This window comes from Megasphaera intestinihominis (assembly GCF_040096415.1).
Taxonomy (GTDB): Bacteria; Bacillota; Negativicutes; order Veillonellales; family Megasphaeraceae; genus Megasphaera; species Megasphaera intestinihominis.
In genome coordinates, this window is record NZ_JBBMEU010000007.1 from 34,228 (window position 1) to 49,692 (window position 15,465).

Sequence of the window (15,465 nt, forward strand, 5' to 3'; positions counted from 1 at the left end):
TATGATATAAAGGAGCTGTCGCTTACGACAGCTCCTTTTTGAGCATTAAGTTTGTAGTTTGTAGTTTTTAGTGAATGGCTAAAAAATTTAAAACCAACTGCTACAAACTCTATTCTATAAACTCAAATTTATCAGCAGTAAAGCTGAGTTGTTAGTCTTTCGTAGATGGGTTGATTATCTTGATGGAACTCGAATCTCTTTTGAAACAATATTTTGGCTATACGTCGTTCCGGCCGGGCCAGCATGAGGTCATCCAGACCCTTCTCGATGGCCGCGACTGCCTGGCCATCATGCCGACAGGGGCAGGGAAGTCGATATGCTTCCAGCTGCCGGCCCTGATGATGCCCGGCGTGACGTTGGTCATTTCGCCGCTCATTTCCCTCATGAAGGACCAGGTCGACAGCCTGGTCAACCAGGAGATACCGGCGACGTATATCAACAGCCAGTGTACTTTTGAAGAGGCCAAGGCCCGCTTCGCCGCCATCCGCGCCGGCCGGGTCAAACTGGTCTATATTTCGCCGGAACGCCTGGAAAACGAATTCTTTACGTCCTTCATGCAGAGTTTGCCCATTTCCATGTTCATCATCGACGAAGCACACTGCGTATCCCAGTGGGGCCATGATTTCCGGCCCAGCTACTGCGCCATCAAGGACTGGATCGCGGCCCTGCCCGAGCGGCCTGTCGTCGGGGCCTTCACGGCGACGGCGACGGAAAAGGTCAAAGAGGACATGATGAACCTCCTGGGCCTGGAAAAGGAACGCATCTTCATCGGCGGCTTCGACCGGCCGAATCTGTATTTCCGCGTCGTCCGGATGAACCGCAAGCTCGACTTCGCCTTGTCCTACGTCCAGCAGCATAGGGAAGACAGCGGCATCATCTATGCGGCGACGCGCAAGGAAGTGGACCGCGTCTATGAAGAGCTGACGCGGCGGGGCATCCGGGCCGGCCGCTATCATGCCGGCCTCAACGACGACATGCGCCGGACCATGCAGGACGCCTTTACGTATGACCGGCTCCAGGTCATCGTCGCTACCAACGCTTTCGGCATGGGCATCGACAAGAGCAACGTCCGCTACGTCATCCATTACCAGATGCCCAAGAACATTGAAAGCTACTACCAGGAAGCGGGCCGGGCCGGCCGCGATGGTGCGCCGGGGGAATGTATCCTCCTCTTCAGCCGCCAGGACATCATGATCCAGAAGTTCCTCATCGAACAGTCCGTCCACGATCCGCAGCAGCAGGCCGTCGAATTCCGCCTGCTCAACGCCATGGTCCGTTACTGCGAAGGCAATCACTGCCTGCGCCATTATATCCTGACCTATTTCGGCGAACATCCATCGTGGCAGCACTGCGAGAAATGCGGCAACTGCGACCAGGAAACGGTCGAAGAAGACATGACCGAACAGGTCCGCAGCATCTGCCTCTGCGTCGACGAATTGAAAGGGCGCTTCGGCATGACCATGGTCTGCGACATCCTCAAGGGAAGCCAGAACGCCAAGGTCCGCCGCTATGGCTTTGAACATAATTCGGCCTTCGGCATGCTCGGCGATTTCACTTTGTCCGAAGTCCGCGACATGGTCCGCCAGTGCATCGACGACGGCTATCTCGACCAGTCCGATGGGAAATATCCCGTCGTCTCCCTGACGGCCGACGGACGGCAGGCCCTCAGCGGCCATCAGCGCATCGTCCAGCAGAAAGTCGTTTCAGCTGAACCCGTGCCGGAACTGCCCAAGCGCCAGCAGAAGCGCCGCGCCGGGGCCATCGACGAAGACGCCTTGCGGCCCCTGTTCGATACCCTGCGGGCAGTCCGCCTGGAACTGGCCAAGGACGAGCATATTCCGCCGTTCGTCATCTTTTCCGATGCCACGTTGTGGGATATGGCCGCTCTCAAGCCGGACAGTCTGGAAGCCATGAGCGACATCAAGGGCGTAGGCAGCTTCAAGCTCCATAAATATGGCCGCCAGTTCGTCAGCGCCATCCAGTCTTATATTGATAACCATTGATTTTGAGGTGACATACATGAGCATTGCCGATACACAGTATCTGAATATCGTCGAAAATATCCTCGACCACGGCTATTTCGACAACAACCGCACGGGCGTGCGGACCTATAAACTGCCCCACCAGATCATGCAGTTCGATTTGGAAAAAGAATTCCCCATCTTGACGACGAAGTTCGTCGCCTTCAAGACAGCTGTCAAAGAAATCCTCTGGATCTGGCAGCTCCAGAGCAACGACGTGCGGGAACTGCAGAAGATGAACTGCCACGTCTGGGACGAATGGATGCGGCCCGACGGCACCATTGGCAAGGCCTATGGCTATCAGATCCGCAAGTACAAACAGGTCGACAAGCTCCTGGAAACGCTGAAGACGGATCCTCAGAACCGGCGCATGATCGTATCCCTGTGGAACATCGAAGACCTGCCGGACATGGCCCTTCAGCCCTGTGCCTACCAGACCTTGTGGGATGTCACTGACGGCCGCCTGAACTGCATGCTCATCCAGCGCAGCGGCGACATGGGCCTGGGCGTCCCCTTCAACATGACCCAGTATGCCGTCCTCATCCATCTCATCGCCCAGTCCGCCGGCCTGCGTCCGGGCCTGTTCACGCACGTCATCAACAACGCCCACGTCTATGAGAACCACGTCCAGGCCATGAAGACCCAGCTGGCCCGCCGTGACCAGGCCTTTCCGGCACCGAAGCTGGTCCTCAATCCCGATGTCCACGACTTCTATGATTTCACCATCGACGACATCGCCCTGGACAATTACCGGCACTTGGGTAAACTGCCCATGGAGGTGGCCGTCTGATGATCCATCTCATTGCAGCCGTCGACCGGAACGGCGGTATTGGCAAGGACAACGACCTCTTGTGCCATATTTCGGCCGACTTAAAACGTTTTAAATCCCTCACCATGGGCCATACGATGCTCATGGGGCGCAAGACTTTCGAAAGCCTGCCCGGCGTCCTGCCCGGCCGGCCGCACTGGGTCCTGACCCATCAAAAGGATTACAGCGTCAGCCATGACGCCGTCACTATCTTCCACAGTGTCGAAGCCATGCAGCAGGCCATGGAAGCCGGGGAGGACTATTTCGTCATCGGCGGCGCTTCCATGTACGAAGCCTTTCTGCCCCTGGCCGACAGCCTGTACCTGACGGAAATCGACGAAGCCTTCGACGGCGCCGACACTTTCTTCCCGGCCTGGAAAAAGGACGAGTGGGAGGAACAAAACCGGGAATTGCACCGTCCAGACGGACGGGAAAAATATTCTTTTTCTTTCGTCCACTATGTCCGCCGTTTCGATTGACATTGTTAATCCGTTATGTTATACTAACGTAAGAGCTACAAGATAGCTGGATTTGTTTTTTTAGGAGGATTTTGTTATGCACGGTAAAGTAAAATGGTTTAGCGCAGAAAAAGGTTATGGCTTCATCGAAAGAGAAGATGGCGGCGACGTTTTCGTTCACTTCTCCGCTATCCAGGAAGATGGCTTCAAATCCTTGACCGAAGGTCAGGAAGTTGAATTCGACATCGTTGAAGGTGCGCGCGGACCGCAGGCAGCTAACATAGTTAAATGCTAATCGGAAAGTAAAATAGACCTTTTAAGGGGCTCACAGGAAGGCTTCGGCCAGCCTGCGCGGCCCTTTTTTTGCACCTTGTATATGTATAAAAACACGAAAAAGTTTGCATAAATACTTGCAATATTCATACGGCTGTGCTATGATATATCCATCGAACAAGTTCTGGTCTTAACTATTGGAGGATGGATATACATGAAACATGCAAACAGCTTCGCAGATTATACAACCGATGAATTGAAAGGCATTTTATTGCTGGCCGAAAAGATCAAGCAGCATCAAGATGATTACGGCCATATCCTGGATGGCAAGAAATTGTACACGCTCTTTGAAAAGACGTCGAACCGGACGTACCTTTCCTTTTCCATCGGCATGGAAGAATTAGGCGGCAAAGCCTACAACCAGCTGTGGAAGGACAGCAATTTCACTATCGGCGACCTCATGAGTGAAGTCAAATACGTCTGCCGCAACGTCGACTGCATCATGGGCCGGTTCAAGAAAGACGAAACGACGGAAGGCTTCATGAAGAACGCCACGGTCCCGGTCATCAACGGCTGTGACAATACGTTCCACCCGACGCAGGCCCTGGCTGACATGCTGACGCTCTACGAAAAGACCGGCCATTTTGAAGCCAAGGTCCTCTACATCGGCGCCAAGAACAATACGTATAACTCGCTCAGCGAAATCGTCACCAAGATGGGCGGCATGATGTACGGCCTGACGCCGTTCAGTCAGATTACCAATGTGCCGGCCGATTTCTACGACAAACTGACGGCTACGGGCCATTATAAGGAACTGCCGACAGACATTTCCAAAGAAGACCTGAAGAAAGTCGTCGCCGACGTGGACTGCGTCTATACCGACACCTGGGTCGACATGGAATTCTTCACCAATCCGGACTATGCCGAAAAGAAGAACCAAATCATCAACATGATGATGCCTTATCAGATCGACGCCGCCCTCATGGAAGGGACGGATACCATGGTCTTCCACGACATGCCGATTCATCCGGGCTATGAAATCACGCAGGACGTTATGGAAAAACACCTGGAAACCATCCTCGACGAAGCCGAAAACAGACGCCACGCCGAAAAAGGCCTGTTAGTCTACCTCATCACGGGGAAATTGGATGTTTAGGTCATATGAAGGTTTCTGCCATCATGCAGGGATTCTTTCGCTCTATAGTTTGTAGTACGGAGTTTGTAGTTTTCAGCGAAACCTTTAAATTTAAAACCATCTACTAACAACTAACTGCTAGCCACTAATAACTTAAAAGGGATTGTCGCATGTGCGACAATCCCTTTTTTCATCCCAATCCCAGGCAGACCAGGGGCAGGGTGACGATGGAGCAGAGGGTCGTGACCAGGATCATGCCGGCGGCGTAGTTACCGGCTGAGTGCTGGTTCTGGGCCAGCATGACCACGGCGGCCATGCTGGGCAGGGCCGACAGGAGGCTCATGGTGACCGTCACGTCGTGGATGACCCCCAGGGTTTGGCAGAGCATGTAGAAGAGGGGCGGGAAGAGGCACATCTTGATGGCGACGGCGCCGTAGAAATCTTTCTTGCGGATGTAGCGGGGAATGTCGATGTAGCAGAACAGGCCGCCCATGTAAATCATGGCCAGCGGTGTCGTCAAGGCGCCGGCTTTGGTCAGGGCCGTATTGACCGGAGCCGGGAGCTCGATGCCCGTAAAGATGCCGACGATGGCCAGGACGATGGCGATGGTCGCCGGGTTGACCATCTTCTGCAGGCGGCTGGCGATGGACATGGCATTTTCCCGGTCCACCGGTGCCGTCAGGTTGACACCCAGCGTCCAGAGCAGGAGCTGGTCGATGACCGTGAACAGGGCGATGTAGAGCATGCCTTGTTCCGGGAAGACGGCGGCGACGATGGGGATGCCCATGAAGCCGATGTTGCCGAACATGGCACAGGCCCGGTAGACGTGATTTTCATTGCCTTTCAGGCCGAAGAGGCGTGCCAAAAGGCAGCAGAGCAGGTATAATAAGAAGTACATCAGGACCGTTACGGCCAGGACCGGCAGGGCGCTGATGAACTGCTGGCGCGTCGCCCCGTTGAGGGTGTTGGAGAATAAGAGCAGGGGCAGGGAAATCTTGGTGATGAACCGCGAGAAGACGCCCAGGGAACGGCTGCCCAGGACGCGCATGCGCACGGCGGCGATGCCGATGAGGATATAGATGACGAAACCGATGATTTGCGATAAGACAATGGAAAAATAGGCCATTGGCCAGCCTCCTTTCTAAAACGTCCCCATTTTATCATGCTGGTGGCGGCATGACTAATGAAACCTTTGACCATGGCCATGAAAAAAAGTGATGGATAGGAAGACCGATTATGGACCTTGCGAAAATACAATATTTCCTGGAAGCAGCACGGCTGACGAATTTCACCCAGGCCGCCAGGAATTGCCACATCGCCCAGACGACGATGACGAAATACATTACCCAGCTGGAAAAGGAATTGGGCTGCCGCCTCTTCCGCCGGGAGCACCGCGGTGTCTCGCTGACACCGGAAGGACGGCACTTCTATGAAGGCATGGCGAAGATCTGCCAGGAATATCAGGACCTGCGCGACTCATTGCGCCTGAAACGGCGGAAAGGCCTCTACCTGGGCATTGCCATGCAGGAATACATCGAAGCCCTGTGGCTGCGCCGCTTTGAAGAAGCCTTTCCCGATTGTAAGCTCTATTTCAGTTTTCACGACATCGAAGAACTGGAATAGAGCCTGGAGAACGGGACTTTGGATGGCTTCCTCTTTTCCGATGCCCAATCCCTGATGGGCCGTTTCACCTGCCAGCGCCTGTTTGCCATCCGCCAGTCCTTCATCTGTTCCAAGCCCCTCCTCGAACGCTACGGTACGGTAGGCGACATCATCGCTCACAGCCACTTTGTGACCAAGTCCAACAGCCCGGCCTATGCCGCCAAGATACGCCAGCACTGCCGCCACGCCTTCCATCAGGAGTTCCTGTCGGTACACCTGTGCAAGACTCTGTCGGAACAGTTGCTGACGGTCAGCCTGTCCCAGGGCTTTGCCATCCTGCCCATGCCCGAAAGCGATGCCTATCCCGGCCTGAGCGTCATCCCCCTGGGCGACGACTTTACAGAACATGCCGTCCTGGCTTATCGCTAGGACGGCATGACAGACGAGCTGAAAAAGTTTTTATCCCTTTTTGCCGGGATGCCATAATTCGCTGAGGGCGACGCCGCCGAGGATGCAGGCAGCACCGATCCATTGCAGGAAGGTCAGGCTTTCGCCGAGGAGGATGGCCGACAGGGCCAGGGCCGTAAAGGGTTCCATGTAGCCGCAGATAGAGACGCTCTGGGCCGACAGGCGCTGGACGCCGGAAAAATAGAGATAGTAGCCGAGGCCCGTGTTGACGATGCCCAGGCAGACCATGCAGGCGATGTTGGTCATATCCAGGCTGGCCGGTGCCGTCGGCATGGACAAAGTGACGGCGGCGACGACGAGCGACGCCACCAGGAGCTGGCAGGCCGGGGAGAGGATGCCGCCGATGCCGCTGACCTTTTTCATGGCAATGACCAGCAGGGCAAAGCAGACGGCGCTCAGGAAACCGCAGACCAGGCCCCACGACAGGCCGTGCGCCTGAACGTCGGCGCCATTGATGCAGAGGATGCCGACCGTAACGATGACCATGGCGCTTACTTTCGGGACCGTAAAGGGCTCATGGAAGACGAAGTACGACAGGATCATAATCAGGATGGGCCCGCAGTAGCACATGAGGGTTGCCAGGCTGACGCCGATATGCTGGTAGGCTTCGTAGAGGAAGAGCCAGTTCCCGGACAGGAAGAGGCCCGACAGGACCAGCCAGACCAGGGACGTGCGGGACGCGCGGCGCAGGCTGCCCCATTCGCGGCGGGCCGTCGCCAGGATGAGCAGGAAAAAACCGCCCAGGACCGTACGGGTCAGGACGATTTCATAACTCGACAGGGGAATATGGCTGGCGATGATGCCGTTCGTGCCGAAAATGACAGCAGCCAGGATGAATTTGATGTACGCATTTTTCATGAGCGTCCCTCCTTCGCATTGATAAGTTTACTATACCATATCTGACGCCATCTGTCTGTATGGCTGACGCCATGAAAAAAAGTGATTGAAAATGACGCGTCTTTCATTTCACAACGATCTTTATCTATGATACGATTCCGGTAGTGAATGAGAAAACATTCCGTGAACAGGAGGAACTATCATGAAAATATTTCATATCGATGAAGACGTCTTTCGCATGCTTCCCGACTATTATGTCGGAGTCGTCGCCGCTGAAGGCCTGGTGAACCGTCAGGACAATCCGGCCGTTGCCGACCGGCTGGACCAGGCCATTGCTGCCTTTGCCGATGATTTCCAGGGTATCAACCTGAAAGAAGACCCGCATATCGTCCCGTACCGCAATGCCTTCCGCCTCATGGGCATCAACCCCAATAAATATCTTTGCTCTATCGAAGCGCTGGCCAAACGGGTGCAGAAGAAGAAGGCCCTGCCCCATATCAATCCGGCCGTCGACCTGGGCAACGCCATTTCCTTGGAAGAACGCCTGCCCATCGGCGCCCACGATGTTGGGAATTTCTGCGATGGCCGCATGGAAGTCCGCCTGGCTGCCGAAGGTGATACTTTTTTACCGATGGGCGGTGGCGAGCTGGAAAAGCCGGACGAACGGGAACTGGTCTATGTCAGCGGCCATACCGTAAAGACCCGGCGCTGGACCTGGCGCCAGAGCGATGATGGGAAAATCAGCGAAGATACGCAGGCCATCTTGTTCCCTATCGACGGGTTTTACGGAGTCAATGAAAAAGCCGTCGCCGAAGCTGTCCAGAAGTTGTCCGACGCCGTCTACCAGGCCTTTGGCTGTATGACCCATACGGGCATCATCGACCGGGACCATCCGACCTTTTCCTGGTAAGCGCTTTTTTGTTGACAGCCATTTTGTTTTGTGATAAAGTGAAGCTCGTAACCTCAGCGAGGCTGCTGTAAAATTAAATCAGATTACCGCCGGGTACGCTTGTACTATTCCGTTAGGCCTTTGAAGGAATAGTATGGGCGTACTTTTTTTCGGCGGAAATGAAAAGGAGCGATTCGTATGTCTTGGATGTATTTATTGATTGCCGGTGTCTTTGAAATGGGCTGGGCCATTGGCCTCAAGTATACCCAGGGATTTTCACAACTCGTACCGAGTATCGTCACCCTGGCCAGCATGGCAGCAAGCCTGGTTTTCCTGAGCCTGGCCCTGCGCCACCTGCCCATTGGCATTGCCTATGCCGTCTGGACGGGAATCGGCATCGTCGGTACGGCCGTAGCCGGGATTTTCCTCTTCCATGAATCGACGACGCCCTGGCAGGTCCTGTCCCTGGTACTGATCATCGCCGGTATCGCCGGCCTGCGCCTGACCAGCGCGGCCTGAAGGGCTGTTGCATGAAGACTTCTGTCATGATTTGGGAAACCTCTCAGTCAGCTGCGCTGACAGCTCTCCTATCAGGAGAGCCTTTGCGAGCCAATAGCCGCGAGCCACGAGCCACGAGCCGCGAGCCAATAGCCGCGAGCCACGAGCCACGAGCCGCGAGCCACTAGCCACTAGCCACGAAATATATGGTATAATAGGGGAAAACAGAAAAGGGGAACTGCCATGAGTATGCATCATGAAGTAGGCATTACTTGTCCGAAATGCCAGAAGGCCGGCGTCTTCACGGTATGGGACAGCATCAATACGAAACTGGATCCGGACATGAAGGACCGCGTCAAGTCGCTGGAAGCTTTTCGCTACCACTGCGGCCACTGCGGGACAGACGTCCAGGTCGATTACGGCTTCTTGTATCACGACATGGACCATCATTTCATGGTCTTCTACGCGCCGACGGATAAGGACCAGGAAAATGCCGACCGCGATATGGCCGACGGCCAGGATAAATTCAAGGCCATGGTCGAGAAGGCAGGCTATGTCTTCCGCCTGGTCCGCAGCAAAGCCGATTTGTTGGAAAAAATCGCCATCTTTGAAGCCGGTCTCGACGACCGCCTGATGGAATTGACCAAGGCCGCTGCCCTGGCTCAGGTCGGGGAAAAGGATAAGGATTTCACCGTTACCGAGAGCCATTTCGGCACGGCTGACGACGGCTCCCTGCGCCTGAATCTAATCGACGGGACCCATGGCCAGCAGGCCTATGTCGACTTTGCCAACGGTCTGGGCCAGCTCTATGGCCAGTTTGAAAAGAACTTTGCCGCCGACCTGCCGGCAGAAGATGCCGTCCTGGCCCGCATCGACGCGGGATGGACTCAGCAGTTCTTGAATAAATATTTATATAATTAGGGGAGGGATTTCCATGTCGAAACTCGTCGTCGTCATCCAATGCGATATCGTCACCAAACGCTGTAGCGGCTATGCCTGCATGAACACCTTTGTCAACCGTAAAGATACTTTTGCCGATTATCCGCCCGATACGCGCTTCCTCATGATGACCTGCGGCGGCTGCTGCGGGGCAGGGCTCTCGGCGAAACTGGAAAATCTGGGCAGGAAGCTGAAGAAATACGGCGATGCCAAGGAAAATGTGACCATCCACTTCGCGTCGTGCATCGTGTCCGACAGCTATCACCGGCCGCCCTGTCCTTTCCGCAATTATATGGCCCAGATCATCGAACGCAAAGGCTATCCCCTGGTCCACGGGACCTATATTTCCCGCATGACCGAAGAAAAACGGAAGCAAGGGACTTATCATGCCTTATAAAAAGGGGAGGAGCCTGGTCGCAGCCGTCCTGATGGTCAGCCTTCTTGGCGGGGGACCGGTCTTCCTGCCACTGCCCGGCGTGGCTGCTGCAGGAAATGCCGTCGTCGATAAGAAAGCTATGAAACAGGCCGATTGGCAGCTGGCTGAGGCCTACGGCCGGCCCATGCTCGACGTCCCGGCCGGTGCCGATACGATTATGGGTCCGGCGACGATCCCGGCCCGCCAGATGGTCCATTTCATCCGCCAGCGCAATCCTCATCCTAAGCTGAATGCGCCGCTGGAAGAGGTCGTCCAGGCCTATTATGACGAAGCCGGCCGCGAAGGCATCCGGCCCGACGTGGCCCTCTGCCAGGCCTTGAAGGAAACGGGCTACTTTGCCTATGGCGGCGATGTATCGCCAGACCAGAACAATTTCTGCGGCCTCGGCGCGACGGGAAATAAAGTCGCCGGTGCCCGTTTCGCTACGCCTCAGCTCGGCGTGCGCGCCCATATCCAGCATCTCCTGGCTTATGCCAGCACAGAGCGGCCCAAGACGGCCATCGTCGATCCCCGCTATGAACTGCTGGCCGAAAAACATCCCGAACTCTATGGTAAGGTCGATTCCTGGACGGGCCTCAATGGCCGCTGGGCCGTGCCGGGGAAGCATTACGGCCAGGAAATCCTCTGGATGTGGACCGAAGCCCAGACGCCGGACGGTACGAATGACAGCCTGATTACGGGCTTTGAGAGAGTCTTTGCCCATCCCGACGACGCCCAGGCCTATCTCTACCGGGGCATCCTCTTCTTCAACCGCCAGGACTACTGGCTGGCCGAACGGGACTTCCGGCGCGCCCTGGAACTGGACAAGACGTCACCGGCGGCCTGGTACGACCTGGCTTTGACGCAACAAAAAAGAGGGGAGCCCGAAGCTTCCCTCACCAGTTATGACCAGGCCATCGCCTGCCGGCCCGAATATCTGCAGGCCTGGTATAACCGCGGCCTGGCCGCCATGGACCTGCACCGGGACGACGAAGCCCTGCGGTCCTTCCAGGAAATCCTGCGCTTTTCGCCGCAATCGGCCGATGCGGCCAACGCCATGGCCATCGTCTATCTCCGCCAGGGAAAATATGACGACGCCGGCTCGTGGCTGGAAAAGGCCGGCCAGATCAATTCGGCCAATCCCAGGGTCCAGGCCAATCGCCGGCAGTTCCAGGCCTACCGGCGGTAACTGTATTTGAATTTCATCAATTTATCCATCAAATATTCCAAGTGACTCTTTTCTGCCTTCATCGGTCCATCGGTCGTCTGTACCAGGTGGGCCGTTTCTTTTTTCTGATTGAATTCCACGTCATAGCCATGGGTTACCATCAAGGCTTGTTCCAATCCATAGATTAACATAAGCACTGCCCCCTTTTTTAGTCTGGAAACAACAAAAGATGCAACGGCGAAATAAATGCTACGTTGCATCTTTTGTCTTGCTATTCTGCTTGTACTTATATCATATAACTTTATGACGTAAAAATCAATAAAATATTTTGAGAAAATGTTAAAAAGCTTAAATAAAGCGTAACACAAAGGCTCTCCTAATAGGAGAGCTGTCAGCACAGCTGACTGAGAGGTTGCATTTGCCCAAGAGGTTGCGTTTGAAAGTTTGACATATGTAAGCATGAGATGTGGTGAAATATCATAACGGACCGCGAACTGCGACCTGCGACAGGCGACCGGCGGGACGCCTTTTAGGCGTCCCCTACAACTATTTCCTTATCTATGAGGTCGCCCAGGCGGGCGGCGTGGTGGCTGGCGATGATGAGGGTCTTGCCGGCTGCTTTCAGGCTGGGCAGGAAGTCTTCCAGCCAGGCCAGGCCGTCGGCGTCGAGGTAGCTTTCCGGTTCGTCCATGGTCCAGACCTGGGGGTTCATGGTCAGGATGGAGGCGATGGCCGTCCGTTTCTTTTCGCCGCCTGACAGGGTGTAAGGCGGACGGGATGCCAGCCGGGTCAGGCCCAGGAGTTCCAGGGCATCGTCGACGCGCTGGCGGATGTCTGCCGGTTTCAGGCCCATCTGGACCGGGCCGAAGGCCAGTTCTTCGCGGACGCTGCTGCAAAAGAGCTGGGAATCGGGATTCTGCCAGACGTAGCCCACGCGCTGGTGGAACCATTTGGAATAGGCGTGGTCCCGCATCTTGCCGGCCGTGATGATTGTGCCGTCAAAGGAATACGTCCCCTGCTGGGGGAAAATCAGGCCGTTCAGCAGGCGCAGGAGCGTCGACTTCCCGGACCCGTTGGGACCGCTCAGGAGGACAGCCTGGCCCGGTTCGATGGTTTCTGTAAGGTGGCTGAGGATGGGCCTGTCGTCATAGGCGAAACAGACGTCGTCGAGTTGAATCATGAGAACACTCCTTCCAGGCGGATGAAGAGATAGGCATAGGCCAGCAGAACCAGGATGAGCAGGGCCGCAGCCGGCGTGAAACGGCGTTTCTGGCCGTCGTCATAGGCAGCGTATTCGCCGGTGAAACAGCGGCAGCGCATGGCTTCATACATGTCCTGGGACAGGCGCTGGGACTTTTGCAGCATGATGCCGGCGACGCCGCTCATGGCCGCTTGTTTATCGGGATTGTGGCCGACAGAACGCAGCTTGAGGGCCGTCAGCAGTTCCGATGCTTCCTGGCCCAGGATGGCGATGTAGCGCAGCGTCGTGTCCAGGATGAAAATGACCAGCGACGGGATGCGGAAGGTCCGCAGGGCGCCGGTCAGTTCGTGCCAGGCCAGGTTTTCCTGCAAGAGCATCAGCGCCGTCACGGTGAGGAAGGTCTTGCAGGGCAGGAGCAGGGCGTAGCGGCCGTTGCCCAGAAAGAAGGACGGCGCGACGATGACGGCGCAGAACAGAGCGGCTGCCAGGGCGGCGCCGAGGACTTGGCGCAGCTGCCGGCCGCGATGGAAGCAGAGGAGGACCAGTTCGCCTGCCAGAACGGCCCAGAGGAAGGCCGTCGTCCGGGCCAGGACGACGAAGAGGACCATGACCAGGGTTGCCAATAAGGCCGGCGCCGCGCCGATGGGACGGGTTGGCCGCAGGCCCTGGCTGCGCAGGGCCGTCAGGATGGATACGAGGCGGAGCAGGGAGCGGGAAATGAAATAATCCCGGTCGCTGCCGGGATTATATATTTCCTCGCGGGCCGCCCATTCAGGGAGCTTCATGGGCAATCCTCCCTAGTGCTGGGCCGGCGTATCGAAGGTCGGCCGGGATGGCAGGAAGGACGCGATGACTTTGAAGATGATGATGAGCAGGGCTGTGCCGACGATGGCCGAAATGATGTAGCCTGCGGCATCGGGCAGGCCGGCGATGGCGTAGTCCGGCATGAGGGCGTCGAAGGAAAAGCCCTGTTCCATGCCCGATGGCGTATAGCCCAGGGCAGAGCCGAAGAAATCCGTATCGGCCAGTTCTTCGGCATCCCATTCGCCCCAGGCCGTGCCGGCAGCTAACAAGCCGAGGGGCGTGGCGGCGATGAGGGCGGCCAGGAGTCCGAAGAGGGACTTGCTCGACGACGGGGCCTGGACCGCATGGAAGAGGTCTGGCGACGTCTTGCGCAGATAGGTCAGGATGCCTGTCGTGAAGACGACTTCCGCCAGGCCGAACAAGGTCAGGTGGCCGATCATCATGGCTGGAATGGAAATCCATAACGGATAGGGGCAGTACAGGGCCTGGCCGGCTCCGTCCGTAAAGAGCAGGGGCTGGATGCCGAATTCCACAGCCGCACAGAAGGCCGCGGCGTTGATGCCGATATAAGCGCCGATACCGGCGGCTATCGTTTCTGACGGGATGACTTTTTTCAGGCCGTGATAGATGAAATATCCTGTAAAGGGCAGGACGAAGGCCATGTTGAAGCAGTTGGCACCGAAAGCCAGGATGCCGCCGTCGCCGAAGAACAGGGCCTGGATGAGCAGGGCCACGCTGACGGCCAGACAGGCCGCGTACGGCCCGAAGAGGATGGCGATGAGCGTACCGCCCACGGCGTGTCCCGTCGTACCGCCGGGCAGGGGGATGTTGAACATCATGGCCAGGAAGGAAAAGGCCGCAGCAATGCCGAGGAGGGGCAGCTTTTCACGGGGCACCGTTTCCTTGACCTTGCGGATAGAGAGCAGCCAGATGGGAACCATGACGGCGCCGAGGACGCCGCACGTCGAAGGGCTCAGATAATTTTCAGGTATATGCATGGATAGACCTCTTTTCCGTAATATAATAACCATTATCCCTATTTTACTGAAAAATAGCAAAAAATATAAGCCCATAGGGGGGATAGAAAATGCGGAGGCCTCTGTTCGAAAATGCGGAGGCCTCTGTTCCATGATATAATATGATATTGAATCTATAGAAAGTGAGTACAAAGCATGATTGATTTTCACGATATTCTGGACCGCATGAATCAAAACCAGCGGATCAACTTCGATAAAGTTTTCCAGCGCATGGCCCGGCGCTGGCAGCAGGACGGCGTCAAGCCGCGCATCCTGCTCCATTCCTGCTGCGGCCCGTGCAGTACGGCCGTCCTGGACCGGCTGACCGGCGTGGCCGACGTGACGGTCTACTATTTCAACCCCAATATCCATCCGGAAGCGGAATACCGGCGGCGGGAACTCGTCCAGAAACAGTTCATCGCGGCCTATAATGAAAAAACGGGGCACGCCGTCCAGTTCCTGGCCGCTCCGTATGAACCGGATACGTATTTCAAAGCTGTCCAGGGCCTGGAAGACGAACCCGAAGGCGGCGCCCGCTGCCGCGTCTGCTTCATCCAGCGCATGAAAGCGACGGCCGAAAAAATGCAGGAACTGGGCTATGATTACTTTACGACGACCCTGACCGTCAGTCCCCATAAGAATTCCCAGGTCATCAACGAAGTCGGCCGGGACATCGAAGACCAGTACGGCTACGCTTATTTGCCGACGGACTTCAAAAAGAACAACGGCTTCCTCACATCGACGAAAATGACCGAAGCCTACCACCTCTACCGCCAGCCCTACTGTGGCTGCATCTTCGGTGCCCGCGACCAGGGCCTGGACTTAGAAAAAATCCGCCACGATGCCGAAGTTTTTCTGGCGGAACATAAGTAGGGAACGCAGGCCGCAGTTCGCCGTTCGCAGGTCGCCGCGGTCCTGCGGACCGCAAAAAAA

19 protein-coding genes are annotated in these 15,465 nt (G+C 56.2%); 13 read left to right on the top strand and 6 right to left on the bottom strand.

The window, feature by feature from the left end; all coding sequences use genetic code 11:
- Nucleotides 1-182: 182 nt before the first annotated feature.
- The 5 genes from recQ (at nt 183) to WMO23_RS02245 (ending at nt 4,716) form a co-directional block, all read left to right on the top strand.
- The gene (gene recQ / locus WMO23_RS02225) at nt 183-2,003 is read left to right on the top strand and encodes a DNA helicase RecQ (RefSeq protein WP_292108417.1); all 1,821 of its coding nucleotides are present in this window, start codon (nt 183-185) and stop codon (nt 2,001-2,003) included.
- 16 nt (nt 2,004-2,019) lie between these two features.
- Nucleotides 2,020-2,811, top strand: coding sequence for a thymidylate synthase (locus WMO23_RS02230; RefSeq protein WP_292108408.1), 792 nt, complete (start codon nt 2,020-2,022; stop codon nt 2,809-2,811).
- Nucleotides 2,811-3,308 carry a dihydrofolate reductase gene (locus WMO23_RS02235; protein WP_020311872.1) on the top strand — a complete coding sequence of 166 codons (498 nt, stop codon included), beginning with the start codon at nt 2,811-2,813 and terminating at the stop codon, nt 3,306-3,308. The genes WMO23_RS02230 and WMO23_RS02235 overlap by 1 nt, the downstream gene beginning before the upstream one ends.
- Before the next feature lie 76 nt (nt 3,309-3,384).
- Nucleotides 3,385-3,582, top strand: a complete 198-nt coding sequence (locus tag WMO23_RS02240) for a cold shock domain-containing protein (RefSeq protein WP_020311871.1) — start codon at nt 3,385-3,387, stop codon at nt 3,580-3,582.
- Nucleotides 3,583-3,774: 192 nt separating this feature from the next.
- Nucleotides 3,775-4,716, top strand: coding sequence for an ornithine carbamoyltransferase (locus WMO23_RS02245; RefSeq protein WP_020311870.1), 942 nt, complete (start codon nt 3,775-3,777; stop codon nt 4,714-4,716).
- Between the two features lie 169 nt (nt 4,717-4,885).
- On the opposite strand, the gene WMO23_RS02250 is transcribed toward WMO23_RS02245, so the two are convergent.
- On the bottom strand, nt 4,886-5,821 hold the full coding sequence (locus tag WMO23_RS02250) for an AEC family transporter (RefSeq protein WP_292108409.1): 936 nt from the start codon (nt 5,819-5,821) through the stop codon (nt 4,886-4,888).
- Between the two features lie 110 nt (nt 5,822-5,931).
- On the opposite strand from WMO23_RS02250, the gene WMO23_RS02255 reads away from it, so the two are divergent.
- The gene (locus tag WMO23_RS02255) at nt 5,932-6,318 is read left to right on the top strand and encodes a LysR family transcriptional regulator (protein ID WP_292108410.1); all 387 of its coding nucleotides are present in this window, start codon (nt 5,932-5,934) and stop codon (nt 6,316-6,318) included.
- Nucleotides 6,319-6,336: 18 nt separating this feature from the next.
- Nucleotides 6,337-6,726, top strand: a complete 390-nt coding sequence (locus tag WMO23_RS02260) for a hypothetical protein (protein WP_292108411.1) — start codon at nt 6,337-6,339, stop codon at nt 6,724-6,726.
- A gap of 30 nt (nt 6,727-6,756) precedes the next feature.
- On the opposite strand, the gene WMO23_RS02265 is transcribed toward WMO23_RS02260, so the two are convergent.
- Complete coding sequence (locus WMO23_RS02265) at nt 6,757-7,623, bottom strand: DMT family transporter (protein ID WP_020311866.1); 867 nt, start codon at nt 7,621-7,623, stop codon at nt 6,757-6,759.
- Nucleotides 7,624-7,804: 181 nt separating this feature from the next.
- Between WMO23_RS02265 and WMO23_RS02270 the strand changes: the two genes are divergently transcribed.
- The 5 genes from WMO23_RS02270 to WMO23_RS02290 all read left to right on the top strand — a co-directional run bounded on the left by WMO23_RS02270 (nt 7,805) and on the right by WMO23_RS02290 (nt 11,532).
- Nucleotides 7,805-8,512 carry a B3/B4 domain-containing protein gene (locus tag WMO23_RS02270; protein ID WP_292108412.1) on the top strand — a complete coding sequence of 236 codons (708 nt, stop codon included), beginning with the start codon at nt 7,805-7,807 and terminating at the stop codon, nt 8,510-8,512.
- Nucleotides 8,513-8,689: 177 nt separating this feature from the next.
- On the top strand, nt 8,690-9,010 hold the full coding sequence (gene sugE, locus WMO23_RS02275) for a quaternary ammonium compound efflux SMR transporter SugE (protein ID WP_020311927.1): 321 nt from the start codon (nt 8,690-8,692) through the stop codon (nt 9,008-9,010).
- Nucleotides 9,011-9,232: 222 nt separating this feature from the next.
- A complete protein-coding gene (locus WMO23_RS02280) occupies nt 9,233-9,910 on the top strand; it encodes a CpXC domain-containing protein (RefSeq protein ID WP_020311585.1) in 678 nt (225 codons plus the stop codon).
- Nucleotides 9,911-9,923: 13 nt separating this feature from the next.
- Nucleotides 9,924-10,325: a CGGC domain-containing protein gene (locus WMO23_RS02285; protein ID WP_020311584.1), complete on the top strand. Its 402-nt coding sequence runs from the start codon at nt 9,924-9,926 to the stop codon at nt 10,323-10,325.
- Nucleotides 10,315-11,532 (top strand): tetratricopeptide repeat protein, encoded by a 1,218-nt coding sequence (locus tag WMO23_RS02290; protein ID WP_292108414.1) that lies wholly within the window; start codon nt 10,315-10,317, stop codon nt 11,530-11,532. Before WMO23_RS02285 ends, WMO23_RS02290 begins: the two co-directional genes overlap by 11 nt.
- On the opposite strand, the gene WMO23_RS02295 is transcribed toward WMO23_RS02290, so the two are convergent.
- The 4 genes from WMO23_RS02295 to cbiM all read right to left on the bottom strand — a co-directional run bounded on the left by WMO23_RS02295 (nt 11,520) and on the right by cbiM (nt 14,514).
- Nucleotides 11,520-11,702, bottom strand: a complete 183-nt coding sequence (locus WMO23_RS02295) for a hypothetical protein (RefSeq protein ID WP_020311582.1) — start codon at nt 11,700-11,702, stop codon at nt 11,520-11,522. The two genes, WMO23_RS02290 and WMO23_RS02295, sit on opposite strands and share 13 nt — an antisense overlap.
- Before the next feature lie 338 nt (nt 11,703-12,040).
- On the bottom strand, nt 12,041-12,691 hold the full coding sequence (locus WMO23_RS02300) for an energy-coupling factor ABC transporter ATP-binding protein (RefSeq protein WP_292108415.1): 651 nt from the start codon (nt 12,689-12,691) through the stop codon (nt 12,041-12,043).
- Nucleotides 12,688-13,497: an energy-coupling factor transporter transmembrane component T family protein gene (locus WMO23_RS02305; RefSeq protein ID WP_292108416.1), complete on the bottom strand. Its 810-nt coding sequence runs from the start codon at nt 13,495-13,497 to the stop codon at nt 12,688-12,690. The genes WMO23_RS02300 and WMO23_RS02305 overlap by 4 nt, the downstream gene beginning before the upstream one ends.
- A 12-nt stretch (nt 13,498-13,509) precedes the next feature.
- Entirely contained in the window at nt 13,510-14,514 is a 1,005-nt protein-coding gene (cbiM, locus tag WMO23_RS02310; RefSeq protein ID WP_020724002.1) for a cobalt transporter CbiM, read from the bottom strand.
- 174 nt (nt 14,515-14,688) lie between these two features.
- Between cbiM and WMO23_RS02315 the strand changes: the two genes are divergently transcribed.
- The gene (locus WMO23_RS02315) at nt 14,689-15,405 is read left to right on the top strand and encodes an epoxyqueuosine reductase QueH (RefSeq protein ID WP_020311579.1); all 717 of its coding nucleotides are present in this window, start codon (nt 14,689-14,691) and stop codon (nt 15,403-15,405) included.
- Nucleotides 15,406-15,465: the final 60 nt, after the last annotated feature.